We start from the raw sequence: 22,028 nt of genomic DNA on the forward strand, positions 1-22,028 counted from the left end.
TAGCAGCGATGCCTCGTAGTCTTAAAAAGGGTCCGTTCGTCGACGACCATCTTCTCAAGAAGGTCGACGTTCAGAACGAGAAGAACACCAAACAGGTCATCAAGACCTGGTCGCGTCGGTCGACCATCCTCCCCGACTTCATCGGGCACACGTTTGCGGTGCATGACGGCCGCAAGCATGTCCCGGTGTTCGTCACCGAGGCGATGGTCGGGCACAAGCTCGGCGAATTCGCCCCGACGCGAACCTTCAAGGGTCACATCAAGGACGACCGGAAGAGCAAGCGGCGATGAGTACCACAGTCATTGAATACCCGTCAGCGCAGGCGAAGGCGCGCTTCGTGCGCGTCTCCGCCAGCAAGGCCCGCCGGGTCATCGATCTGGTCCGCGGCAAGAGTGTCGAGGAAGCCCTCGACATCCTGCGGTGGGCGCCGCAGGGTGCCAGCGAGACGGTCGCCAAGGTGATCGCGAGCGCTGCCGCCAACGCGCAGAACAACGAGGGCCTGGACCCGACGACGCTGGTGGTTGCGACCATCCACGCCGATGAGGGTCCGACCGCCAAGCGCATCCGTCCGCGTGCCCAGGGGCGTGCGTTCCGGATCCGCAAGCGCACCAGCCACATCACGGTGATCGTTGAGAGCCGTCCGCCCAAGCAAAAGGGTGCGGCCGCCGCATCCGCGCGCAGCCGTCGTGCGCAGGGCAGCAAGGCTGCTGCTGCGAAGGGCACGGCCGAGACGAAGGGAGGCTCGGAGTAGTGGGCCAGAAGATCAACCCCCACGGCTTCCGGCTCGGTATCACCACCGAGTGGAAGTCCCGTTGGTACGCCGACAAGCAGTACAAGGACTACGTCAAGGAAGACGTTGCCATCCGCAAGCTGCTGGCCACCGGCCTGGAGCGGGCCGGCATCGCCGACGTGGAGATCGAACGCACCCGGGACCGGGTCCGCGTCGACATCCACACCGCGCGTCCCGGCATCGTCATCGGTCGCCGCGGCACCGAGGCCGACCGCATCCGCGCCGACCTGGAGAAGCTGACCGGCAAGCAGGTTCAGCTGAACATCCTCGAGGTGAAGAACCCTGAGTCGACGGCGCAGCTCGTCGCCCAGGGTGTCGCCGAGCAGCTGAGCAACCGCGTGGCGTTCCGCCGCGCGATGCGCAAGGCGATCCAGTCGGCCATGCGTCAGCCCAACGTCAAGGGCATCCGGGTGCAGTGCTCGGGCCGCCTCGGCGGTGCTGAGATGAGCCGCTCGGAGTTCTACCGCGAGGGTCGGGTCCCGCTGCACACGCTGCGTGCGGACATCGACTACGGCCTCTACGAGGCCAAGACCACCTTCGGCCGCATCGGTGTGAAGGTCTGGATTTACAAGGGCGACATCGTCGGTGGTAAGCGTGAGCTCACCGCCGCCGCGCCGGCCAGTGACCGGCCGCGTCGTGAGCGTCCGTCGGGCACCCGGCCGCGTCGTAGCGGTGCGTCGGGCACCACGGCGACGAGCACCGAGGCCGGCCGCGCCGCGACCGGAGACGATGCACCGGCCGCAACCGAGGCCGCGGCAGCTTCGGCGCCCGCAGCTGAGAGCACGGAGAACTAATCATGCTGATTCCCCGCAAGGTAAAGCACCGTAAGCAGCACCACCCACGGCAGCGTGGCATCGCCAGCGGCGGCACGTCGGTGAGCTTCGGTGACTACGGCATCCAGGCCCTCGGTCACGCCTACATCACCAACCGGCAGATCGAGTCCGCTCGTATCGCCATCAACCGGCACATCAAGCGTGGCGGCAAGGTGTGGATCAACATCTTCCCGGACCGCCCGCTGACCAAGAAGCCCGCCGAGACCCGCATGGGTTCCGGTAAGGGTTCGCCGGAGTGGTGGATCGCCAACGTCAAGCCCGGACGCATTTTGTTCGAGATCAGCTACCCGGATGAGAAGATCGCCAAGGAAGCTCTGACTCGCGCAATCCACAAGTTGCCGATCAAGGCACGCATCGTGAGTCGAGAGGAGCAGTTCTGATGGCAGTGGGAACTACGCCTGGTGAACTGCGCGAACTGTCCGACACCGAGTTGAAGGACAAGCTGCGCGAGTCGAAGGAAGAGCTGTTCAACCTGCGCTTCCAGATGGCGACCGGTCAGCTGGCGAACAACCGTCGGCTGCGCATTGTGCGCCAGGAGATCGCACGGGTCTACACCGTGCTGCGTGAACGTGAGTTGGGTCTGGCTTCCGGACCCGTTGGTGAGGATTCGTAATGGCAGATACCAAGGGCCCCAAGCACACCCCGGCCACCGAGACGCCGCGCGGCCGTCGCAAGACCGCCATCGGCTACGTGGTCAGCGACAAGATGCAGAAGACCATCGTGGTCGAGCTGGAAGATCGTAAGAGCCACCCGCTCTACGGCAAGATCATCCGGACCACCAAGAAGGTCAAGGCGCACGACGAGAACGGCGACGCCGGCATCGGCGACCGCGTCTCGCTGATGGAGACCCGGCCCCTGTCGGCCTCCAAGCGGTGGCGCCTGGTCGAGGTTCTCGAAAAGGCGAAGTAGTCTTTTTCGCGCGAGCAGACTGAAAAGTGCCCCAAACCTTCGGGTTTGGGGCACTTTTGTGTATCGGGCTGGCCGGTTGACGGCGCCGACAAGATGTCTATCTCGGTGAACACACTCAAGACTCACCAGCGGTCGATCGACCGTAAGCTCGGCGCGGTCAACCGCCGTGAGGCCATCAGGAAGGCCGGCCGGTAACGTGACGACATGATCGACGAACTCGTCGCGGAGTACGACGCCGACGGCAATGTGATTGGCGCGGCGCCACGTTCACGTGTCTACGCCGAGGGCCTGTGGCACGCCAGCGCCGGAGTTCTGGTGCGTTCTCTGGACGGGACACGCATCTACGTTCACCGACGCACCATGACCAAGGCGGTGTTCGCCGGCATGCACGACTGTCTGGCCGGCGGCGTCGTCGACCCGGGGGAGACGCCGGCGCAGGCCGCAACCCGGGAACTGGCCGAGGAACTCGGCGTCAGCGGCCCACCTCTGACAGCACTGGCGTCCGTGGCTTGGGACGGGCAGTGGGCCGGAAAACCCATGCGCTGCCATCTGTTTGCCTACGAGGTGGGCTGGGACGGCCCGATCCGGCACCAGCCCGAGGAGATCGTCGACGGCTGGTGGTGGACCGACGCGGAGCTGGCCGCACACCTGGCCGACCCGGATTGGCCGTTCGTACCCGATACCCGGGTGCTGATCCCGCAGCTGCTGCGCTTACGTCAACACCCTTGAGGTAGTGCGGGAAATCCTTCTTACTGGTGGTACAACACCGTCTAGGAAGATACCCGTGCAAACCGTTTTCGAACGAAACGCTCCCGCTGCCAGCCTCGTCGACCGTTCGCTGGCCAACACCACCCTTCAGCCCTTCTGGCTCGATGACGTGCCTGCTCAGCCAAGCTATCCGGGGCTGACCAAAGCGTCATCCCAGTACGACCTGGTGGTGGTCGGTGGCGGCTACACCGGGCTATGGTCGGCGCTGTTGGCAAAGCAGCGGGATCCCGGTATCCGGGTTGCCCTGATCGAGGGGCAGACAATCGGCTGGGCGGCCTCAGGCCGCAACGGCGGCTTCGTCGAGGCGTCGCTCACCCACGGTGAGCAGAACGGCCGCAACCGCTGGCCCGATGAGATGGATGTCCTCGACCGGCTCGGGTTGGAGAACCTCGACGGCATCGAGAACACCGTCGACTCACTGGGCCTTGATTGTGACTTCGAACGGACCGGCTCGCTCGCGGTCGCGCTCGAGCCCTACCAGGCCGCCGAACTGGCCTCCGCCGCCGTGCAGCCGGGCCAGGTCTACCTCGACCAGCAGGCGATCCGCGCCGAGGTCAACTCCCCGACGTACCTGGCCGGAGTGTGGTCGAAGGACACCACCGCGATGGTTCACCCCGCCAAGCTGGCGAGCGAACTCGCCCGTGCCGCAACTGAACTCGGTGTGGAAATCTACGAGAACAGCAAGGTGCTCGGTCTCGGGCGCGGCCGGCTCGGCGGGCCGCTCTCGGTCCGCACCGAGCGGGTGTCGGTGCAGGCCGACCGAGTGATCTTGGCGACCAACGGCTTTCCGTCGCTGTTGAAGCGGTACCGCTACCACACGGTGCCGGTCTACGACTACGCCTTGATGACCGAACCGCTGACCGATGCCCAGCTGGCCGAAATCGGCTGGACCAACCGGCAGGGCATCAGCGACATGTCGAACCAGTTCCACTACTACCGGTTGTCGAAAGACAACCGCATCCTGTGGGGCGGGTACGACGCTGTCTACCACTTCGGCGGGCAGATCCGGCCTGAGTACGAGGACCGCGATGCCACCTACCGCCGGATCGCCGGCCACTTCTTCACGGCGTTCCCACAACTCGAGGATGTCAACTTCACCCATCGCTGGGCCGGCGTGATCGACACCTCGACGCGATTCTGCGCGTTCTTCGGCTCCGCGTACGGAGACCGGGTCGGATACGCCGCTGGGTTCACCGGGCTCGGCGTCGCGGCCACGCGGTTCGCCGCCGAGGTCATGCTCGACCGTTTCGCCGGTAAACCGACGGCGCGCACCGAAGTCGACATGGTCAAGTCGATGCCGCTGCCATTCCCGCCGGAACCGTTGGCATCGGCCGGGATTCAGGCCACCCGCTGGGCGCTGGACCGGGCCGACCACCGTGAGGGGCGCCGCAACGTCCTGCTCAAGGCGCTCGATGCCGTCGGGCTGGGGTTCGATTCATGAGCGAGAACGCAGCGCTGCCGGGCAATGCCGTCGACGCCGCCGCGTTGGCGCTCGACCACACACCGCTCGCCGACGAGCTGGTGGTGGACGGGGCCCCGACGACGGCGCATCGCGATCTGACCGAGTTGTCGGACGTGACCATCGGGATCTGGGAACACACACCCGGGGTGTCCCGCGATGTGGAGGCCGACGAGGTGTTCGTCGTTCTCAGCGGTGACGGGACCGTCGCGTTCGACGACGGTTCCCCGGCGATCGATCTGCGTCCAGGCAGCCTCGTTCGCCTGTACGAGGGGCAACACACCACGTGGACGGTGCGCGAGACGCTGCGGAAGGTGTACATCGCCTAGGTCCGGAAACGACGTCGGCCTAGCGAAGTCGGTCGCGGGCCTTTCACGCTCAGACGAATGGCTCTGTCAGCGTGCTGTGTTGAGCTCTGCGCCGAGGATTGCGGCCACATGCTGACCGCAATCCTCGGCACAAGTACCTCGAAGCCCAGACATCTCCATCTTTGCAAGGGGCCGGTGTGACCGGCTGAAAGCGCCGTCCGGGGATGCGCATTCGCCACAGTGCCGGCTCATGACGTCATCGACCGCGTCAGCCCCCGGCCAGGGTCTGGGCGATCTCTTGCGAGCCGGCGCCGGTGCGGCGGAGCACAAACGCCACGGCGCCGAGCGCGATCAGCGTGAGCACCAGCATCAAGGTCGACACCGCAGCCACCTCGGGCCGAAGGCCCACCTTCAGTGACGAGAAGATGTACACCGGCCACGGTGTTGAGCCGGGAAGCTGGACGAAGCTCGACACGATGGTGTTGTCCAGGCTCAGTGTGAACGACATCAGTGCACCGGCCAGGATCGCGGGGAAGGCCAGTGGCAGCGTGATCTGACGGAATGCGTTCCACTTGCCGGCGTACAGGTCTGCCGCGGCCTCCTCAAGTCGTAGATCGGTGCCTTGCATCCGCGCCCGGATGATGAATGTCACCACGGCTACCGACATGACTGTGTGGGAGATGACCAGGCGGATCAAGCCGTTGTTCATCGGCAGGAAGCCGGCGTCGGTGCCCAGGGTCACGAACCAGGGCAGCAACGAAATGCCGGTCACCACTTCGGGTGTGACCAGGGTGACCGCGAGGATGGCGGTCAGTGCCGTCGCCCAGCGACTGCCGTTGCGGGACCGGGCCAGCGCCAATCCGCCCAGCGTGCCGAGGATCGTGGACAGCACCGCGGCCCCGACCGCGGCCTGCAGCGAGGTGAGCACCGAGTTCTTGATCATGATGTTGTCGAATGCGCTCGTGTAGGCGCTGAACCCGAATCCCTGCCACGCAGCGAGAATTCGGCCGGTATTGAACGAATACGCGACGATCACGATGATCGGCAGAAACAGGAACGCGTATACCACGATGCCCCAGACCCGCAGGCCGAGAGCGATCAGATCCCGGGATCGGCGCCTGCGCGGCGCCGCCGCGACCTCGGGTGCGGGACGCTCGAGTGTTTCGGTCATGCTTGTGCCCCTTCAGGAATGGTGACGCGGCGCGACCGCTTGATGAGGGTCTTGACGGTGAGGGCGACGAGGCCGACGGCAGCCACGGTGACGAGGATGAAGGTCATCAGGACGATCGACATGGCCGATCCCAGCGCCCAGTTCTGGGCGACGTTGAACTGCGCTGCGACCAACTGGCCGACCATGTTTCCCTGCGCGCCGCCGAGTACCGACGCCGTGATGTAGTCGCCCATCAGCGGGATGAACACCAGCAGGCAGCCGGCCGCGATGCCGGGCAGCGCGGTCGGGACCGTCACGTCGAGGAACGTTCGCAGACGGCCCGCGCCGAGGTCGTGACTGGCCTCGCGCATGCTTGCCTCCGACCGCTCCAGCGCGACGTACAGCGGCATGATCATCAGGGGGAGATAGTTGTAGACCACCCCTATCTGCACCGCGGTCTGGGTGTAGAGCACCGACAGCGGGCCGTCCATCAAGCCCAGCTTGTTCAGTGCACCGGAGACGAAACCCTCTGGGGAGAGCATGATCTGCCAGCCCAGGGTGCGAACCAGGAAGTTCGTCCAGAATGGGATCAGCACCAAGGCCAGCAGCATGGCGCGCCAGCGCGGAGCGACCTTGACTGCCAGCCAGTACGCGAACGGCAGGCCGACCGCCAGGCAGATCAGGGTTCCGAGGCCGGCGATGCGCAGGGTGTTCAAGAACGTGCTCAGGAATGTCGCGTCGGTGGCTTCGACGTAGCGGTCGAACGACAGCCGGTCGTTGGACCGTGCGGTGTAGATGTCGGGCTTGTACCCGAAGCTGTACCAGCCGATCAGTGTGGTCGGAATCAGGAAGAAGAAGACCAGATACGCCCACAGTGGGAAGGACAGCGTGGCAGTCGATCTCGTTCCAGCGGAGAGCTTTCTCATGCCGCGGCTCCGGCCTGCATGCGGTTCAGGATCTTCACGAGCCGGGGCGTGGCCTCGGTGACTTCGCCGGGGGTCAACCGGTCGAGTGTCGCCTTCGGGGGATAGATCAGATCCGTCATCTCAACCTCGTTCTGCTCAGCCAGGTCCCGCTGGCCGGTCAATCCGGTCGGGTAGCCGATGTACTCCATCTCCTTCATGCCGATCTCGGGTTCGAGCATGTAGTTGATGAATGCGTGGGCGGCGTCGGGGTGCTTGGCGCCCTTGGCTATGGCCCACGTGTCCATCCACAGGTTGGCGGTGGGGGTCGGGAACACGAAACGCCAGCGGTCCGGATCGTTGTCTTCGAGCAGGGCCAGGCGCACGTCACCGTTGAACGCGTGCATCAGGGCGAATTGCCGCTGCGCCAGTTGCGCTGACACCTGGGACACGAATGCCGAGATTGTCGGCGCGATCTTGTCGACCATGTATTGCTCACATGCGTCCAGATCGCGTCCGTCGGTGGTGTTCGGGTTGATGCCGTTGGCCGCGAAATAGATCGCGCACACCTCCCACGGATCCTCCAGCACCGTAGTCTTGCCCCGCGCTTCGTTCTGTGCAGCGTCGAGAAAGTCGCGCCACGACGTCAGCTCGCGGTCGATCACTCGCGTGTCGTAGACGAATCCCGTTGTGCCCCAGTTCTTGCACACCGCGTACTCGTTGTTCCTGTCCCAGGGCTGGTGCCGATAGACGGGTTCGACGTTGGCGAGGTTGGGCAGGTACGAATGGTCCAGCTTCTCCAGTAGGCCGGCGTGCGCCATCATGGGGACGTAACTGCCGGTCGGAACGACGATGTCATAACCGCTGGTGCCCCGGGCCGCGCCGAGCTTGGCGACGAGTTCCTCATTGGAGCCGAAGTTGTCGACCTGGACGGTGATACCGCGCCGGCCGAATTCCGCCAGGTTGCCCGGGTCGTCGTAGTCGCCCCACGAGTAGATGTTGAGTTTGTCCTCCATCTGTCCGTCCGCCGCCGGGGACGGCACGCCGCCCTTTGAACAGCCGGACATCGCCAGACCGGCTCCTGCCACGGCGAATCCGGCGAGCAGGCTGCGCCTGGTGATTCGCCGGGCATCGCTGGGGGAGGCCAGGATTCGTAGTCTGTCCACCTGATTCACCCAGCCGTCGCGATATTCGACGGATCCGCCGCGAAGACGTGCACCGGGTCGCCGTCCCAGCTGCACCGGACGGCTGAATGCAGCTCCAGGTGTTGGGCATTGCCCGCCGGCATCCGGGACAGCAGCTCCAACCCGGAGTCGGTCTTCACCACGTATTGGACCGTCTCTCCGAGGAAGGAGACGTTGGCCAGAATGCCGTCGACCGCGTTGATCGGGGTTTCGCCCACGGCGGGGCTCACCGAGATGGACTCGGCCCGCACCACCGCGATCACCGGCTTGCCGGTGGCATGACCGTCCATCGTGGCGCGGTCGGGCCGGATCGTGAAGTCGGGTCCGGTGAGCGTATCCGGGCCGGAGACCATGCAATTGAGGAAGTTCTGCTTCCCGATGAACCCGGCGACGAACGAGTTCGCGGGTGATTTGTAGATCTCGGCCGGGGTGCCGATCTGCTGGATGGCGCCGTCGCGCATGACCACCACCCGGTCACTCATCGACAGCGCTTCCTCCTGGTCATGCGTGACGAACACGAAGGTGATGCCCAGCTGTAGTTGAATCAGCTTGAGTTCCACCTGCATTTCTTCGCGCAGCTTGCGATCGAGGGCCGACATCGGTTCGTCGAGCAGCAGCACCTTGGGCCGGTTCACCAGCGCCCGCGCCAGCGCCACCCGCTGCTGCTGTCCGCCGGAGAGGTTCTTCGGATTGCGATCGGCGAAGCTCTCCATCCTGGCCAGCCGCAGCGCGTCGCCGACCCTGCGGCCGATCTCGGCTTTCGGGGTACGTTGCTGACGCAGCCCGTAGGCGACGTTCTCCGCGACGGTCATGTGCGGGAACAATGCGTAGGACTGGAACACGGTGTTGACCGGTCGCTTGTTCGCCGGCAGTCCGACGATCGACGAGCCGTCGAGCAGGATGTCCCCGTCGTCCGGCTCCTCGAACCCCGCGATCATCCGCAGCAGCGTCGTCTTGCCGCAGCCGGACGGTCCCAGGAGCGACAGGAACTCTCCTGCCCGGATGTCGAGGTCGACGCCACCGACCGCCGTTGCGCCCCCGAACTGCTTGGTGATCTTGCGCAATTGTATTGCGGTTTCGGGCTTTTGTGCTCGCGCCGGTGCCTCGGCGAGGCTGGCTTCGGTCATGCCGGTTCCTTCGATCGTTGGGGCGGGTGGTCAGCGGGTGGTCGGTGCCGGGAAGGTGTCGCTGTAGACGAGTTCACCGTCGACGTAAGTTCGCGCCACGCGGGTCTGTGCGATCTCCTCGGCCGGTAGTGCGAACGGATCCCGGTCGAGCACAACGAGATCGGCGAGATAGCCAGGTCGGATCACCCCGGTGTCGTCGAGGTGGTTCACGTAGGCAGACCCTGCTGTGTATGCCGCGATCGCAGCAGTGAGGTCGATGCGCTGCTCGGGGAGGAAGACCCGGCGCTCCGACGTGCCGGGCGCCAGGCGGTTGACCGCGACGTGGATACCCTCCATCGGATCGGCGCTGCTGACCGGCCAGTCGCTGCCGGCGGCGAGTACCGCGCCGGCTCGCAGCAGGTCCCCGAACGGGTACTGCTGGCGGGCTCGCTGCTCGCCGAGGAACGGAATGGTGAGCTCGTCCATCTGCGGTTCGTAGCAGGCCCACAGCGGTTGCATGTTCGCCGTCGCACCCAGGGTGCGGAACCGCGGAATGTCGTCCGGATCGACCACCTGCAGGTGTGCCAGGTGGGGTCGGGTGTCGCGAAAACCGTTGGCACGCCGGGCCGCCTCGACCGCATCGAGAGCCTCGCGGACCGCGCGATCGCCGAGCGCATGGAAATGCACCTGAAATCCAAGTGCGTCGAGCTCTATGACGTACTGTTGCAAGGCTTTCGGGTCGACGAAGCTGACGCCGGCATTGCTCGTGCAGCAACCGCACCGGTCCAGATAGGGCTCCAGCAAGGCGGCGGTCTGGTTCTCGGCGATCCCGTCGATCATGACCTTGACCGTGTTGGCGGACAGGCGTCCGCGCTGCAATGCGTCCCGGCGTTCGACCATCTCCGGGATCTGTTCGGCACCCCGGTCGCGTTCCCACCACTGTGCCGCCGCGACCCGGACGGTCAGGGTCCGCTCGTCGACGGCTCGGCGGTACGCCTTCTCGGCGTCCGGCACGGCGGCGTACTTGCCCAGCATCGCGTCCTGCCACGCGGTGATGCCCAGCGAGTGCAGATGGCTCTGTGCGTTCAGCAGAGCCCGGTACAGCTCGTCCTCCGTCGGGCGCGGCACGTATGCCGCGACCAGGTCCATCGCGGCTTCCTGCAGCATGCCGGTCGCGACTCCGTCGGCGTCGCGTTCGATACGTCCGCCGGGTGGATCGGGGGTGTCGTCGGTGATCCCGGCGATCCGCAGGGCCAGGGAGTTCACCCACGCTCCGTGATGATCGCGGTTGGGCAGGTACGCCGGGCGGTCGGCAACCACGGAATCGAGCATCCGGGCGGTGGGGATGCCGCCGTCGAAGGCGTCCAGGGACCAACCGCCGCCGGTGATCCAGGCCCGGTCCGGCTGCGCTGCAGCGTACGCGCCGATGGCTGCCAGGGTTGAGGCGGCGTCGTCGAAGTCGAGCAGGTCGCATGTCATGCGCTCGACGCCTGCTGCCACCGGGTGGACGTGGGCATCCTGGAAGCCGGGGATGAGCAGCCTGCCGGCCAGATCGACGACCTCGGTGTCGGGCCCGATCAGCTCCCGGGCGGCGTTTCCGACTGCGGTGATCCGATTTCCGGTGACCGCGACGGCGCCCACCCGAGATCGCGCGGCATCCATCGTCAAGACCGGGCCTCCGGTGAATACGATGGTCGCCGGCGCAGCAGGCATCAGGCTGTCTCCTCGTGTCGATCTGATTCGGTGGGCGTTGGCCGATCGGTCGGCGCACCGGTTGTGACCTGGACCCAGATCACAATTCGTTGTGCGCCATGACACAGCAGCGCCGCAAAATGGGTCAAGGGTGTTGACGTAAGCACCGGAAGGCAAGGCGGATGGGTCGAACCTTGAAGTCGCAATCTCCGCGGCAGCGACGGAGACAGACGAAGCAGGGCGTGGTGCTGTCCGAGCAGCTGATCGTCGACGCTGCGTTGCGAGTGCTGCAACATCACGGTGCGGTCGGCCTGACCGTCAGGCGCCTCGGCACGGCGCTCGGAGCCGATCCGACCGCGCTGTACCGCTACTTCCCCGGTATTGAGGACGTGGTGCTGGCCATCACCGACGAACTCCTGCGACGTGTCGTGGAGGGCTGGGAGCCGACCGGTCGCTGGCGAGAAGACATGCGCGAACTCGGGCTGCGCGTGCACCGCGTCTACCTTGAACATCCCCAGGCCGGGGTGCTGGCCGCGAGCCGGGTGACCGGGAGCGCACACGAGATCCACGTCATCGAGACGGTTTTGGGGATCCTACGGTCGGCCGGCTTCCCGGAGCGGGAGGCGGTCGAGGTGTATCACGCCTTCATCGATCAGATGCTGGGGTTCGCGGCGCTCGATGCCGCCTTCGAAGCCCTGCCCACCGAGCATCAGCAGCGCGACGAAGACAAGTGGCGCGACACCTATGCGCGGTTACCCGCCGAGACGCACCCGAACATCGCTGCCAGCAGCCGTCTACTCGACGAGTCGATGACGGAGAGCGCGTGCGAGCCGGCTTTGGACCTACTACTTGACGGCATTGCCGCGCGCCTGGAGTCCTACCGGCGGTAGGCGCCTGCGCTCACCCCGTCTTGGCGGCGATGCCGTCGAGCAGTTGGTCCAGGCCGGAACGGAATTCGGTCATCGGGTCATCGTCGGGTTGGTCGAACACCCCGCCGTCGATCGCGGCTGCCAGTGCGGGGAACCGGGTCGAGGTCACCAGGCGGCGCAGGAGTCCGGGGTACTCGCGGTCATCGACGTCGCGGGCCTCGACGGCCAGCGCCGCCGAGCCTCGCGTGAAAATCAGCACTGCGATGACCGCGGTCAGCTTCTCGCGCTCGGTCAATCCCGTGCCCGACAGGGTGGCCAAGCCGGCGTCCAGCCAGGCCAACTGGCCGGGATCGGCGGGCAGGCCGGCTGACGCCGTCTGCAGGATCCATGGATGGCGGTGGTAGACGCCCCACAGCTCATGGGCCCAATTCGTCAGTGCGCCACGCCAATCCGAGCCCTCGGGCGTCGTCGGCGGCGGGCCTGGTCCGGTGGCGAGCATGAACGTCACCAGCTCGTCTTTGTTGGCCACGTGCCGGTACAAGGACATGGTGCCGCACCCGAGTCGCTCGGCCAGCCGTGCCATCGACAGGGCGGCGAGCCCGTCGGAGTCGGCCAGTTCGACGGCTGCCCTGACGATCGCGTCCCGGGTCAGGCCCCGCGACCGCCGCGGCGTCGGGTCCGGTTGCCAGAGCAGGCGTAACGCGCGGGGGAGCGGGGTATCGGGGCCGGTCATCAAGGATCAGCGTAATCAGTGACAGCCGAATGCGTATGCCATACCCTTTTGCGTATGGCATACGCAACAATGCGCTCCACCCGGCTGGCCAGGGCGCTCGCGGTGATCGTCGTGGTGTTTCTGGCGTATTCGATACCGCCGTATCTGACCGGCGGCACCCGGGTGCAGTCCACCTTCGGGCTGCACTATCCGCTGCTGGTCGGGCACGTTCTCTTCGCGAGCACGGCGATGGTGTGCGCGGTGGCGCAGATCTGGCCGGGCCTGCGGCATCGTCACCCGGTCCTGCACCGGCGTACCGGACGCGTCTATGTCGCGATGGCGATCCCGGCGGCCGTCTGCGCCGTGGTGATCGGGGCGGCGACGCCGTTCGGCCCGCTGGTGCGGGCCAGTGACGTCGCTCTCGGGGTGCTGTGGCTCTGGTTCACCGTCGACGGCTTCGTTGCGGGGCGGCAGCGCCGGTTCGGTGCACATCGACGCCAGATGCTGCGCAGTGCGACGCTGACGATGTCGATCATCACCAACAGGATCTGGACGCCGGTGCTGTACCCGGGTTTCGAGCCGTTGCGCGACAGCGTCTTCGGCGGGAGCGAGGAGAAGTATCTCTGGGTGGTCGCGGGTATGGGCGCCTGGCTGGGCTGGACGCTTCCGCTCCTGCTGCTGCAGTGGTGCATGGGTCGACAGGCGGCGCGCACCCGGGCCCAGCCGCCGTCACTGAGCGGGGTCTGAGGTGGCAGTGATCCGATCGATCACTGCCAGCAATCCGTCGTCCTGGTCGGCCTCCACGATGTGGCCGCCGAGTGCGCGGTGCAGCGCGCTGTAGTACAGCCCGTCGCCCATCAGCTTTACCGCGCGGGCCACGTCGAGATCGCCGAGTGCGTCGTGCAGGACGTTCAGCCAGTCGGCCGAGACGGCCTCGATGACCGTCCGTGCGTGACTGTCACCTGCCTGCTGCAACCGGGACACCGCCACCAGGGTCCGATCGAGCGGCGTGCCCGCGTAGTGCGAGGACCGGATGTAGTAGCGGGCGGGCCCCTCCGCGGCTGTCAGCATCGCTTGCACATCCTCGGCCGCCAGCGCCAGAAGTCGGTCGCACAATGCGGCGGCGAGACGGTCCTTGGACGGAAAGTGGTAGAGCAGACCGCCTTTCGACACGCCCGCTTTGGCGGCCACCGCGTCGAGGGTGGCGTAGCGCTCGCCTTCGACGGCTAGTACGTCCTCGTAGGCGTCGAGGATGCGGTCCCGCGACGAAGCCATTCCGAGAGCTTACGACAACACGGTGGAACTATACCGTCTGGACGGTATAGTAAGTCCGGGTCACGTCGGTCGAGTCACATGGAGAAGAGGGTCATGCGGGTGTATCGCGACGTGCTCCGGACCCCGGGCGTGCTGAACGTGACTGCTTCCCAGTTGTTCGCCCGCCTGCCGTTGGGCATGCTCAACCTGGCGATCCTCCTTCACGTCCAGTCCAAGACCGGGTCTTACGCACTGGCCGGTGCTGCTGTGGCATGCGTCTGCATCGGGGAAGCGCTGGCGATGCCCGTGACCGCGCGCCTCGCCGGCCGAGCCATGACGATGATCCTGATCATTGCGGCCCTGACGAACGGCGCCGCCATGCTGGCGCTGGCGTTCGCCGGTGCCTCTGAGCCGCTGCTGCTGATGCTCGGGGTGCTCGTCGGCGCATCCGTGCCGCCGCTGATGCCGGTGGTTCGGGCGCTCTACCCACAGCTGGTGCCCAGCGACGGGGTCCGCGCGTTGTTCGCGTTCGATACCACTGCGCAGGAACTGATCTGGGTTGTCGGCCCGGTGGCCACGACCTTCCTGGCCTCGACGCTGTCGACCGCCATCCCGTTGGTGGTGTCCGCGAGCGTCACCGTCGCCGGCACCGGATGGTTTCTGCTGAGCGCCAGGCACCTTCGGCCCCAGAGGGGCAGTGGCGCGTCTGCATTCGGCCGGGTGGTCGCCAACCGTGCGGTCATCCTCGCGATGGTCGCGAGCCTCGCGCTCGTCGCGTCGTTCATGGCACTGGAAGTCGGCGTCGTCGCCGCCCTCGGACGCACCGGTGTCACCGCCGGTCTGGCGATCGCGGTGGCAAGTGTGGGGTCCCTGGTCGGCGGCTTGGCGTTCGGACACCGGCGATTCGGGCTCGCCGGCCTCGTGGCGGCGCTGGGAATCGTGGCCGCCGGGACGGCCGTGTTCGGCCTCGTCGACAATCTGCTCCTGCAGTTCTGCGCATTGTTCGTATCCGGATTGGGTTTCGCCCCGGCGATGTCCGCGCTGTATCTCATGGTGTCGCGCGAGATCGAAGAACATTCGGCGGCAGAGGCGTTCGGTTGGCTCAACAGTGCGGCACTCGTGGGCGGGGCCGCGGGTACGGCCCTCGCCGGCGTGGCCGCCGACGCGCACGGTGCATCCGGTGCCGTCGTGGTGTCGGCGGTGCTGGCCACCCTGGCCGTGGGCTCCCCGGTCGTGGCTCGGATGGCCGGTCCGCTAAGGGGTCTCAGCGATCAACCGGATGCGGGACATTACCCGCCGGCAACGTCAATTTCCCCGGTAAACGCCGGCGAGCAGGTGTAATCTCCTCCGCGATCAGTCTTACCGGTGCTGAATCGCCTACCGGAGTGAGGTCGCCATGGCAACCGAGTTCAACGGCAAGATCGAACTGGACATCAGGGATTCCGAACCGGACTGGGGGCCCTACGCGGCACCCACCGCCGTCGAAAATGCCCCCAACGTCCTGTACCTGGTGTGGGACGACACCGGTATCGCCACCTGGGACTGTTTCGGTGGCTTGGTGGACATGCCCGCGATGAGCCGCATCGCCGAACGCGGAGTTCGGCTGTCACAGTTCCACACCACGGCGCTGTGCTCGCCCACCCGCGCCTCACTGCTCACCGGACGTAACGCCACCACGGTCGGGATGGCCACCATCGAGGAGTTCACCGACGGATTCCCCAACTGCAACGGCCGGATTCCGTACGAGACCGCCCTGCTCCCGGAGGTCCTCGCCGAGAACGGTTACAACACATACTGCGTCGGCAAGTGGCATCTGACTCCGTTGGAAGAATCCAATCTTGCTGCCACCAAACGGCATTGGCCGTGCTCGCGCGGGTTCGAACGGTTCTACGGCTTCATGGGCGGCGAGACCGATCAGTGGTATCCGGACCTGGTGTACGACAACCATCCGGTCGAACCGCCGGCGACGCCCGAGGAGGGCTATCACCTGTCGCAGGACCTGGCCGACAAGACCATCGAGTTCATCCGCGACGCCAAGGTGATCGCCCCCGACAAACCCTGGTTCACCTACCTGTGCCCAGGAGCCGGCCATGCCCCGCACCATGTGTTCAAAGAGTGGGCCGACCGGTATGCCGGGCGGTTCGACATGGGCTACGAGGCCTACCGCAACGTCGTGCTGGAGAATCAGAAACGGCTGGGTATCGTGCCGCCCGACACGGAGCTGTCGCCGGTCAACCCCTACGCGGATGTCAAGGGGCCCAACGGTGAATCGTGGCCCCCGCAGGACACCGTCCGGCCGTGGGAATCGTTGTCGACCGATGAGAAGCGGCTGTTCGCCCGGATGGCCGAAGTGTTCGCCGGGTTCCTGTCCTACACCGATGCCCAGATCGGCCGGGTGCTGGACTTCCTGGAGGAGACAGGACAGCTCGACAACACGATCATCGTGGTGATCTCCGACAACGGGGCCAGCGGCGAGGGTGGGCCGAACGGGTCGGTCAACGAGACGAAGTTCTTCAACGGCTATATCGACACCGCCGAGGAAGGGCTCAGGTTCATCGACCGGTTGGGCTCGCCGGAGACCTACAACCACTACCCGATCGGGTGGGCGATGGCGTTCAACACGCCCTACAAGCTGTTCAAGCGCTACGCCTCGCATGAGGGTGGAATCGCCGACACCGCAATCATCTCCTGGCCCAACGGCATCGGTGCCCACGGTGCGGTGCGCGACAACTACATCAACGTCTGCGACATCACCCCGACGATCTACGACCTACTCGACATCACCCCGCCCGCGAGCGTGCGCGGGGTTCCGCAGAAGCCGCTGGACGGTATGAGCTTCAAGGTGGCCCTGGACAATCCGGACGCGCCGACGGGCAAGGAGACCCAGTTCTACACCATGCTCGGCACCCGCGGAATCTGGCACAGAGGCTGGTTCGCCAACACTGTCCATGCGGCCACCCCGTCGGGCTGGTCCCACTTCGATGCCGACCGCTGGGAGCTGTTCCACATCGAAGCCGACCGGAGTCAATGCCACGATCTGGCCGCCGAACATCCGGATAAACTCGCCGAACTCAAGGAGCTGTGGTTCAGCGAAGCTGACAAGTACAACGGGCTGCCGCTGGCCGACCTCAACATCCTCGAGACGATGACCCGGTGGCGGCCCTACCTGGTCGGCGAGCGGTCCCGCTACACCTACTACCCGAACACCGCGGAAGTCGGCCTGGGGGCGGCCGCCGAACTGCGCGGGCAGTCGTTCACCGTGCTCGCCGATGTCACCGTGGACGGCGCCGACACGCAGGGCGTCTTGTTCAAGCAGGGCGGCGCACACGGCGGTCACGTGCTGTTCCTCGCCGACGGGCGGTTGCACTACGTCTACAACTTCCTCGGTGAGCACGAGCAGTCACTGGTCTCGCCGGATCCGATCCCATTGGGACGGCACATCTTCGGTGTGCAGTACCAGCGCACCGGCACCGTCGAGGGCAGCCATACCCCACTCGGGGACACCACCCTGTACGTCGACGATGCCGCGGTGGCCACGCTGGACGGAATGCAAACGCACCCCGGCATGTTCGCGCTCGCCGGGGGCGGTATCTGCATCGGCCGCAACACGGGATCGGCGGTGTCGCAGCAATACCGGGCTCCGTTCGCCTTCACCGGCGGCACCATCGGGCAGGTCACCGTGGACTTGTCGGGCGAGCCATATCAGGACCTCGAGCGGGAACTCGCCGTCGCGTTCTCCAAGGACTGAAGGGCTGTCGATGAGAGTGAACGCGATCAGAGTGGGCGCCGGTGCGTTGACGCTGCTGGCATTGTCGGGCTGCGGGGGCGGCGTCGACATCGCGGATCCGCTCGCTCCCACCACGACCTCGGCGGGGCCTGTCACGACGCTTCCCGTGACAACACCTCAGCGGGAACGGCCGTCGGAGTTCGCCGTGCCTGCTTACGGCGTCGAGCCGACCACCACAAGGGTGCTGGCCGCCGGCGAGGTCACCTGCCCGCCCCCGGCCGGCCCGACCCTCACCGCCGGGAGCCAGGCGCCCGGCTCGCCGACGCTCACCGTCGCCGTGCCCGAAGGGTTCACCGAGGTGACACCGCATGCGGCAGCGGTACGGCTGACCGGCCCGGCGGGGATGACCGCCGAGATCACGCTCACCCCGACGACGCGGACCGCCCGGGCAGATTTTGAGCAGTACGCCGGCGACCGCGTCGCGAAGTACCCGATCAACAGTGTCAGCGTGCTCCCCGGTGACCTGTGCGGGTACAGCGGGCAGAAGCTGATGGGCACCCTGGCGGAGCGGCCCGGAAAGGGCATCGAATACGCCGACCGGATCGTTCACGTATGGACCAATCAGGGGGCTTTCCTGGCCGTCGTGCGCCTCGAAGCCCCGAGTGAAACGCCGGGATTCGACGAAGCCAGGACGGCGATGCTGGCAGACTTCGGAATCACGATGCCGGGCTGAATCGGCCGATGCCGGGCCCGACTAGCCTCGGTGCCGTGGTCACCGAACTCGTCGCGCTTCCCGGCGGGACCTTCCAGATGGGTTCGACGGCGTTCTACCCCGAGGAGGCCCCGGTCCACTCCGCGACCGTCGCCGCATTCGCCATCGAGAAGCATCCCGTGACCACCGCCCAGTTCGGCGAGTTCGTCGCGGCCACCGGGTACGTCACGATCGCCGAACGGCCGATGGACCCGGCGCTGTATCCCGGGGTGGACGAGGCCGATCTGGTGCCCGGGGCCCTGGTGTTCAGGCCGACCGATGGCCCCGTCGACCTGCGGGACTGGCGGCAGTGGTGGGACTGGGCGCCCGGCGCCGACTGGCGCCACCCGTTCGGGCCCGATCGCGACGCTGCCGCCCCCGAGCACCCCGTCGTACAGGTGGCCTATCCCGACGCCGCGGCCTACGCGGCCTGGGCCGGGCGCCGGCTCCCCACCGAGGCGGAATGGGAGTACGCGGCGCGTGGGGGAGTCGAGGGGATCTACGCGTGGGGCGACGAGGTGACCCCCGGCGGAGCGCTCATGGCCAATACGTGGCAGGGCCGGTTCCCGTATCGCAACGACGGTGCGCTCGGCTGGCACGGCACCTCGCCGGTCGGCAGCTTCCCGGCGAACGCGTTCGGTCTTCTCGACATGATCGGCAACGTGTGGGAGTGGACCACCACGCGGTTCACCGGGCAGCACCGGTTGGCGGCCGACGCCCCGGCGTGCTGCCCACCTGCGGGATCCGCCCGGCCGGCGACGCCGGAGTTGGTGGCGGATCCGACCGTTAACCAGGTGCTCAAGGGTGGTTCGCACCTATGTGCACCGGAGTACTGTCACCGGTACCGTCCAGCAGCCCGGTCACCGCAGTCGCAGGACAGCTCGACGACGCACATCGGGTTTCGCTGCGTGGCGAGCTGAGGCCAGGACCCACGCTCGACGGGTAAAGTGCCGCGATTTGGCGCATTCGCCGTGCTCACCTACTATGTAGGGGTTGCCTTGGGCAGACCTCGGTTGACTGCTGTTTTGAGTCAGCTCTGCGTGCCCTTCGGAAACAAAGACCGCGCACGTCCAGGTCGGTATCTGGCGTGCATACAAATCCAGGTCAGGAGATCGAGTGATTCAGCAGGAATCGCGGTTGAAGGTCGCCGACAACACGGGCGCCAAGGAAATCTTGTGCATCCGCGTGCTCGGTGGCTCATCGCGACGCTATGCCGGTATCGGCGACATCATCGTCGCGACCGTCAAGGACGCCATCCCGGGCGGCAACGTCAAGCGTGGCGATGTCGTCAAGGCCGTCGTGGTGCGCACCGTCAAGGAGCGCCGCCGCGCCGACGGCAGCTACATCAAGTTCGACGAGAACGCCGCCGTCATCATCAAGGCCGACAACGACCCCCGCGGCACCCGCATCTTCGGGCCGGTCGGTCGCGAACTGCGCGAGAAGAAGTTCATGAAGATCGTCTCGCTGGCTCCGGAGGTTTTGTAAATGAAGGTCCACAAGGGCGACACCGTGCTGGTGGTCTCGGGTAAGGACAAGGGCGCGAAGGGCAAGGTCATCGAGGCCTACCCGACCCGCGACAAGATCCTGGTCGAGGGCGTCAACCGGATCAAGAAGCACACCGCGCAGTCACAGAACGAGCGCGGCGCATCGTCGGGCGGCATCGTCACCCAGGAAGCCGCGATCCACGTGTCCAACGTGATGGTCGTCGATTCCGACGGCAAGCCGACTCGTGTGGGTTACCGCGTCGATGAAGAGACCGGCAAGAAGGTCCGCATCGCCAAGACCAATGGCAAGGACATCTGATGACCGCACCTGAGAAGGTTCAGCCTCGGCTCAAGCAGCGCTACCGCGAAGAGATCCGTGAGTCGCTGAACAAGCAGTTCGAGTTCGACAACGTCATGCAGATCCCGGGCGTCGTCAAGGTTGTCGTCAACATGGGCGTCGGCGACGCCGCCCGCGACGCCAAGCTGATCAACGGCGCGGTTGCCGATCTGGCCCTGATCACCGGCCAGAAGCCGGAGATCCGCAAGGCCCGCAAGTCCATTGCACAGTTCAAGCTGCGTGAGGGCATGCCCATCGGCGCGCGCGTCACGCTGCGCGGCGACCGGATGTGGGAGTTCCTGGACCGGCTGATCTCCATCGCCCTGCCCCGTATCCGCGACTTCCGCGGCCTGAACGGCAAGCAGTTCGACGGCACCGGTAACTACACCTTCGGCCTCAACGAGCAGTCGATGTTCCACGAGATCGACGTCGATTCCATCGACCGTCCCCGCGGCATGGACATCACCGTGGTCACCTCGGCGACCAACGACGACGAAGGCCGTGCGCTGCTGAAGGCGCTGGGCTTCCCCTTCAAGGAGAACTGAGCACATGGCAAAGAAGGCGTTGATCTACAAGGCCAACAAGAAGCCCAAGTTCGCGGTTCGCGCGTACACGCGGTGCAACAAGTGCGGTCGCCCGCACTCGGTTTACCGCAAGTTCGGGCTGTGCCGTATCTGCCTGCGCGAGATGGCGCACGCGGGTGAGCTGCCCGGCGTGCAGAAGTCCAGCTGGTAACACCCAGCAGGCACCGCGCGCGAGCGCAGCAGACCACAGACCAATCCAAACAGGTTGCGGAAGGCCCTGAAGAGGGAACCGCCGCGAGGAAGGTGAGCCGGTTGTCATGACGATGACTGACCCGATCGCAGACTTTTTGACACGTCTGCGCAACGCCAATTCGGCGTACCACGATGAGGTGACTCTGCCCCACTCGAAGATCAAGGCGAACATCGCCGAGATCCTCAAGAAAGAGGGCTACATCTCCGATTACCGCACTGAGGACGCCCGCGTCGGCAAGTCCCTGGTGGTCTCGCTCAAGTACGGCCCCAGCCGTGAGCGCAGCATCGCCGGCCTCCGCCGCGTGAGCAAGCCCGGTCTGCGGGTTTACGCAAAATCCACCAATCTGCCTCGGGTGCTCGGCGGCCTGGGCGTGGCGATCATCTCCACGTCCTCGGGTCTGCTCACCGACCGTCAGGCGGCACGAAGCGGCGTGGGCGGCGAAGTCCTCGCCTACGTGTGGTGAGGGGATAGAAGACATGTCGCGTATTGGTAAGCAGCCGGTCCTGGTTCCCGCCGGGGTCGATGTGACGATTGACGGCCGCAACGTCTCGGTCAAGGGCCCCAAGGGCACGCTGACCCTGGACGTCGCCGAGCCGATCACCGTCGAGCGCAACGAAGACGGCGCCATCGTGGTCAGCCGTCCCGATGACGAGCGGCGCAGCCGCTCCCTGCACGGGTTGTCCCGCACCCTGGTGGCCAACCTGGTCACCGGTGTCACCGAGGGCTACACCCGCAAGATGGAGATCTTCGGCGTCGGCTACCGCGTCGCACTCAAGGGTTCCAACCTGGAGTTCGCGCTCGGTTACAGCCACCCCGTGGTGATCGAGGCGCCCGAGGGCATCACCTTCGCCGTCGAGACGCCCACCAAGTTCTCGATCACAGGTATCGACAAGCAGAAGGTCGGTCAGATCTCCGCGGTCATCCGCCGCCTGCGCCGCCCCGACCCGTACAAGGGCAAGGGCGTGCGTTACGAGGGTGAGCAGATCCGCCGCAAGGTCGGAAAGACAGGTAAGTAA

The 22,028-nt window shown here is 66.1% G+C and carries 29 protein-coding genes; 22 read left to right on the plus strand and 7 right to left on the minus strand.

What is annotated here, in order from left to right; genetic code table 11:
* Positions 1-8: 8 nt before the first annotated feature.
* From rpsS to EYZ64_RS07460, 10 genes are all read left to right on the plus strand, one after another.
* On the plus strand, positions 9-290 hold the full coding sequence (gene rpsS, locus EYZ64_RS07415) for a 30S ribosomal protein S19 (RefSeq protein ID WP_003883480.1): 282 nt from the start codon (positions 9-11) through the stop codon (positions 288-290).
* Positions 287-751 (plus strand): 50S ribosomal protein L22, encoded by a 465-nt coding sequence (gene rplV, locus EYZ64_RS07420; RefSeq protein WP_135452879.1) that lies wholly within the window; start codon positions 287-289, stop codon positions 749-751. The genes rpsS and rplV overlap by 4 nt, the downstream gene beginning before the upstream one ends.
* Positions 751-1,584: a 30S ribosomal protein S3 gene (gene rpsC / locus EYZ64_RS07425; protein WP_135452880.1), complete on the plus strand. Its 834-nt coding sequence runs from the start codon at positions 751-753 to the stop codon at positions 1,582-1,584. The genes rplV and rpsC overlap by 1 nt, the downstream gene beginning before the upstream one ends.
* Before the next feature lie 2 nt (positions 1,585-1,586).
* The gene (gene rplP / locus EYZ64_RS07430) at positions 1,587-2,003 is read left to right on the plus strand and encodes a 50S ribosomal protein L16 (protein WP_036441254.1); all 417 of its coding nucleotides are present in this window, start codon (positions 1,587-1,589) and stop codon (positions 2,001-2,003) included.
* Positions 2,003-2,236, plus strand: coding sequence for a 50S ribosomal protein L29 (gene rpmC, locus EYZ64_RS07435; protein ID WP_090424620.1), 234 nt, complete (start codon positions 2,003-2,005; stop codon positions 2,234-2,236). Before rplP ends, rpmC begins: the two co-directional genes overlap by 1 nt.
* Positions 2,236-2,532, plus strand: a complete 297-nt coding sequence (gene rpsQ / locus EYZ64_RS07440) for a 30S ribosomal protein S17 (RefSeq protein WP_044516145.1) — start codon at positions 2,236-2,238, stop codon at positions 2,530-2,532. The genes rpmC and rpsQ overlap by 1 nt, the downstream gene beginning before the upstream one ends.
* Positions 2,533-2,625: 93 nt before the next feature.
* On the plus strand, positions 2,626-2,727 hold the full coding sequence (locus tag EYZ64_RS32620; RefSeq protein ID WP_135452881.1) for a LuxR C-terminal-related transcriptional regulator: 102 nt from the start codon (positions 2,626-2,628) through the stop codon (positions 2,725-2,727).
* Positions 2,728-2,736: 9 nt separating this feature from the next.
* Positions 2,737-3,261 (plus strand): NUDIX hydrolase, encoded by a 525-nt coding sequence (locus EYZ64_RS07450; protein WP_135452882.1) that lies wholly within the window; start codon positions 2,737-2,739, stop codon positions 3,259-3,261.
* 55 nt (positions 3,262-3,316) lie between these two features.
* Complete coding sequence (locus EYZ64_RS07455; protein ID WP_135452883.1) at positions 3,317-4,741, plus strand: NAD(P)/FAD-dependent oxidoreductase; 1,425 nt, start codon at positions 3,317-3,319, stop codon at positions 4,739-4,741.
* Entirely contained in the window at positions 4,738-5,088 is a 351-nt protein-coding gene (locus EYZ64_RS07460; protein WP_135452884.1) for a cupin domain-containing protein, read from the plus strand. Before EYZ64_RS07455 ends, EYZ64_RS07460 begins: the two co-directional genes overlap by 4 nt.
* A gap of 247 nt (positions 5,089-5,335) precedes the next feature.
* On the opposite strand, the gene EYZ64_RS07465 is transcribed toward EYZ64_RS07460, so the two are convergent.
* Genes EYZ64_RS07465 through EYZ64_RS07485 form a run of 5 tightly spaced genes read right to left on the minus strand, consistent with a single transcriptional unit; the run spans position 5,336 to position 11,122 of the window.
* On the minus strand, positions 5,336-6,238 hold the full coding sequence (locus EYZ64_RS07465; RefSeq protein ID WP_135452885.1) for an ABC transporter permease: 903 nt from the start codon (positions 6,236-6,238) through the stop codon (positions 5,336-5,338).
* Entirely contained in the window at positions 6,235-7,143 is a 909-nt protein-coding gene (locus EYZ64_RS07470) for an ABC transporter permease (protein WP_135452886.1), read from the minus strand. The genes EYZ64_RS07465 and EYZ64_RS07470 overlap by 4 nt, the downstream gene beginning before the upstream one ends.
* On the minus strand, positions 7,140-8,285 hold the full coding sequence (locus EYZ64_RS07475; protein WP_210115483.1) for a polyamine ABC transporter substrate-binding protein: 1,146 nt from the start codon (positions 8,283-8,285) through the stop codon (positions 7,140-7,142). The genes EYZ64_RS07470 and EYZ64_RS07475 overlap by 4 nt, the downstream gene beginning before the upstream one ends.
* Before the next feature lie 5 nt (positions 8,286-8,290).
* Complete coding sequence (locus EYZ64_RS07480; RefSeq protein WP_135452887.1) at positions 8,291-9,430, minus strand: ABC transporter ATP-binding protein; 1,140 nt, start codon at positions 9,428-9,430, stop codon at positions 8,291-8,293.
* 30 nt (positions 9,431-9,460) lie between these two features.
* Entirely contained in the window at positions 9,461-11,122 is a 1,662-nt protein-coding gene (locus EYZ64_RS07485; RefSeq protein ID WP_135452888.1) for an amidohydrolase, read from the minus strand.
* Between the two features lie 224 nt (positions 11,123-11,346).
* Between EYZ64_RS07485 and EYZ64_RS07490 the strand changes: the two genes are divergently transcribed.
* On the plus strand, positions 11,347-11,991 hold the full coding sequence (locus tag EYZ64_RS07490; RefSeq protein WP_286174675.1) for a TetR/AcrR family transcriptional regulator: 645 nt from the start codon (positions 11,347-11,349) through the stop codon (positions 11,989-11,991).
* 10 nt (positions 11,992-12,001) lie between these two features.
* Here EYZ64_RS07490 and EYZ64_RS07495 read toward each other — a convergent pair whose 3' ends face one another.
* Complete coding sequence (locus EYZ64_RS07495; protein ID WP_135452890.1) at positions 12,002-12,703, minus strand: TetR/AcrR family transcriptional regulator; 702 nt, start codon at positions 12,701-12,703, stop codon at positions 12,002-12,004.
* Between the two features lie 54 nt (positions 12,704-12,757).
* Between EYZ64_RS07495 and EYZ64_RS07500 the strand changes: the two genes are divergently transcribed.
* On the plus strand, positions 12,758-13,429 hold the full coding sequence (locus tag EYZ64_RS07500; RefSeq protein WP_135452891.1) for a DUF2306 domain-containing protein: 672 nt from the start codon (positions 12,758-12,760) through the stop codon (positions 13,427-13,429).
* On the opposite strand, the gene EYZ64_RS07505 is transcribed toward EYZ64_RS07500, so the two are convergent.
* Positions 13,412-13,957: a TetR/AcrR family transcriptional regulator gene (locus tag EYZ64_RS07505; RefSeq protein ID WP_135452892.1), complete on the minus strand. Its 546-nt coding sequence runs from the start codon at positions 13,955-13,957 to the stop codon at positions 13,412-13,414. The genes EYZ64_RS07500 and EYZ64_RS07505 overlap by 18 nt on opposite strands.
* 93 nt (positions 13,958-14,050) lie before the next feature.
* Here EYZ64_RS07505 and EYZ64_RS07510 point away from each other — a divergent pair, with 93 nt between their 5' ends.
* The 10 genes from EYZ64_RS07510 (at position 14,051) to rplF (ending at position 22,028) form a co-directional block, all read left to right on the plus strand.
* Positions 14,051-15,277, plus strand: a complete 1,227-nt coding sequence (locus tag EYZ64_RS07510; protein ID WP_135452893.1) for an MFS transporter — start codon at positions 14,051-14,053, stop codon at positions 15,275-15,277.
* Between the two features lie 55 nt (positions 15,278-15,332).
* Positions 15,333-17,684: an arylsulfatase gene (locus EYZ64_RS07515; RefSeq protein WP_135452894.1), complete on the plus strand. Its 2,352-nt coding sequence runs from the start codon at positions 15,333-15,335 to the stop codon at positions 17,682-17,684.
* A 10-nt stretch (positions 17,685-17,694) separates the two neighbouring features.
* Positions 17,695-18,396: a hypothetical protein gene (locus EYZ64_RS32345; RefSeq protein WP_286174676.1), complete on the plus strand. Its 702-nt coding sequence runs from the start codon at positions 17,695-17,697 to the stop codon at positions 18,394-18,396.
* 35 nt (positions 18,397-18,431) lie between these two features.
* Entirely contained in the window at positions 18,432-19,334 is a 903-nt protein-coding gene (locus EYZ64_RS07525) for a formylglycine-generating enzyme family protein (protein ID WP_135459872.1), read from the plus strand.
* A gap of 196 nt (positions 19,335-19,530) precedes the next feature.
* Complete coding sequence (rplN, locus tag EYZ64_RS07530) at positions 19,531-19,899, plus strand: 50S ribosomal protein L14 (RefSeq protein WP_029106885.1); 369 nt, start codon at positions 19,531-19,533, stop codon at positions 19,897-19,899.
* The gene (gene rplX, locus EYZ64_RS07535) at positions 19,900-20,217 is read left to right on the plus strand and encodes a 50S ribosomal protein L24 (protein ID WP_135452895.1); all 318 of its coding nucleotides are present in this window, start codon (positions 19,900-19,902) and stop codon (positions 20,215-20,217) included. It begins immediately after the preceding gene.
* On the plus strand, positions 20,217-20,780 hold the full coding sequence (gene rplE / locus EYZ64_RS07540) for a 50S ribosomal protein L5 (RefSeq protein WP_044516174.1): 564 nt from the start codon (positions 20,217-20,219) through the stop codon (positions 20,778-20,780). Before rplX ends, rplE begins: the two co-directional genes overlap by 1 nt.
* Positions 20,781-20,784: 4 nt before the next feature.
* Positions 20,785-20,970, plus strand: a complete 186-nt coding sequence (locus EYZ64_RS07545; RefSeq protein WP_135452896.1) for a type Z 30S ribosomal protein S14 — start codon at positions 20,785-20,787, stop codon at positions 20,968-20,970.
* Positions 20,971-21,076: 106 nt separating this feature from the next.
* Positions 21,077-21,475, plus strand: a complete 399-nt coding sequence (gene rpsH / locus EYZ64_RS07550; RefSeq protein ID WP_029106887.1) for a 30S ribosomal protein S8 — start codon at positions 21,077-21,079, stop codon at positions 21,473-21,475.
* Between the two features lie 13 nt (positions 21,476-21,488).
* Positions 21,489-22,028, plus strand: a complete 540-nt coding sequence (rplF, locus tag EYZ64_RS07555) for a 50S ribosomal protein L6 (protein WP_044516177.1) — start codon at positions 21,489-21,491, stop codon at positions 22,026-22,028.

It is taken from the genome of Mycobacterium sp. DL99 (assembly GCF_004762045.1).
Taxonomy (GTDB): domain Bacteria; phylum Actinomycetota; class Actinomycetes; order Mycobacteriales; family Mycobacteriaceae; genus Mycobacterium.

Excerpts from the sequence above, each read along its gene's own strand:
- rpsS (WP_003883480.1), top strand. The coding sequence starts at position 9 with ATGCCTCGTAGTCTTAAAAAGGGTCCGTTCGTCGACGACCATCTTCTC.
- rplV (WP_135452879.1), top strand. The coding sequence starts at position 287 with ATGAGTACCACAGTCATTGAATACCCGTCAGCGCAGGCGAAGGCGCGC.
- rplP (WP_036441254.1), top strand. The coding sequence starts at position 1,587 with ATGCTGATTCCCCGCAAGGTAAAGCACCGTAAGCAGCACCACCCACGG.
- rpmC (WP_090424620.1), top strand. The coding sequence starts at position 2,003 with ATGGCAGTGGGAACTACGCCTGGTGAACTGCGCGAACTGTCCGACACC.
- rpsQ (WP_044516145.1), top strand. The coding sequence starts at position 2,236 with ATGGCAGATACCAAGGGCCCCAAGCACACCCCGGCCACCGAGACGCCG.
- EYZ64_RS32620 (WP_135452881.1), top strand. The coding sequence starts at position 2,626 with ATGTCTATCTCGGTGAACACACTCAAGACTCACCAGCGGTCGATCGAC.
- EYZ64_RS07450 (WP_135452882.1), top strand. The coding sequence starts at position 2,737 with ATGATCGACGAACTCGTCGCGGAGTACGACGCCGACGGCAATGTGATT.
- EYZ64_RS07460 (WP_135452884.1), top strand. The coding sequence starts at position 4,738 with ATGAGCGAGAACGCAGCGCTGCCGGGCAATGCCGTCGACGCCGCCGCG.
- EYZ64_RS07465 (WP_135452885.1), bottom strand. The coding sequence starts at position 6,238 with ATGACCGAAACACTCGAGCGTCCCGCACCCGAGGTCGCGGCGGCGCCG.
- EYZ64_RS07470 (WP_135452886.1), bottom strand. The coding sequence starts at position 7,143 with ATGAGAAAGCTCTCCGCTGGAACGAGATCGACTGCCACGCTGTCCTTC.
- EYZ64_RS07480 (WP_135452887.1), bottom strand. The coding sequence starts at position 9,430 with ATGACCGAAGCCAGCCTCGCCGAGGCACCGGCGCGAGCACAAAAGCCC.
- EYZ64_RS07485 (WP_135452888.1), bottom strand. The coding sequence starts at position 11,122 with ATGCCTGCTGCGCCGGCGACCATCGTATTCACCGGAGGCCCGGTCTTG.
- EYZ64_RS07495 (WP_135452890.1), bottom strand. The coding sequence starts at position 12,703 with ATGACCGGCCCCGATACCCCGCTCCCCCGCGCGTTACGCCTGCTCTGG.
- EYZ64_RS07500 (WP_135452891.1), top strand. The coding sequence starts at position 12,758 with ATGGCATACGCAACAATGCGCTCCACCCGGCTGGCCAGGGCGCTCGCG.
- EYZ64_RS07505 (WP_135452892.1), bottom strand. The coding sequence starts at position 13,957 with ATGGCTTCGTCGCGGGACCGCATCCTCGACGCCTACGAGGACGTACTA.
- EYZ64_RS07510 (WP_135452893.1), top strand. The coding sequence starts at position 14,051 with ATGCGGGTGTATCGCGACGTGCTCCGGACCCCGGGCGTGCTGAACGTG.
- EYZ64_RS07515 (WP_135452894.1), top strand. The coding sequence starts at position 15,333 with ATGGCAACCGAGTTCAACGGCAAGATCGAACTGGACATCAGGGATTCC.
- EYZ64_RS32345 (WP_286174676.1), top strand. The coding sequence starts at position 17,695 with ATGAGAGTGAACGCGATCAGAGTGGGCGCCGGTGCGTTGACGCTGCTG.
- rplX (WP_135452895.1), top strand. The coding sequence starts at position 19,900 with ATGAAGGTCCACAAGGGCGACACCGTGCTGGTGGTCTCGGGTAAGGAC.
- rplE (WP_044516174.1), top strand. The coding sequence starts at position 20,217 with ATGACCGCACCTGAGAAGGTTCAGCCTCGGCTCAAGCAGCGCTACCGC.
- EYZ64_RS07545 (WP_135452896.1), top strand. The coding sequence starts at position 20,785 with ATGGCAAAGAAGGCGTTGATCTACAAGGCCAACAAGAAGCCCAAGTTC.
- rpsH (WP_029106887.1), top strand. The coding sequence starts at position 21,077 with ATGACGATGACTGACCCGATCGCAGACTTTTTGACACGTCTGCGCAAC.
- rplF (WP_044516177.1), top strand. The coding sequence starts at position 21,489 with ATGTCGCGTATTGGTAAGCAGCCGGTCCTGGTTCCCGCCGGGGTCGAT.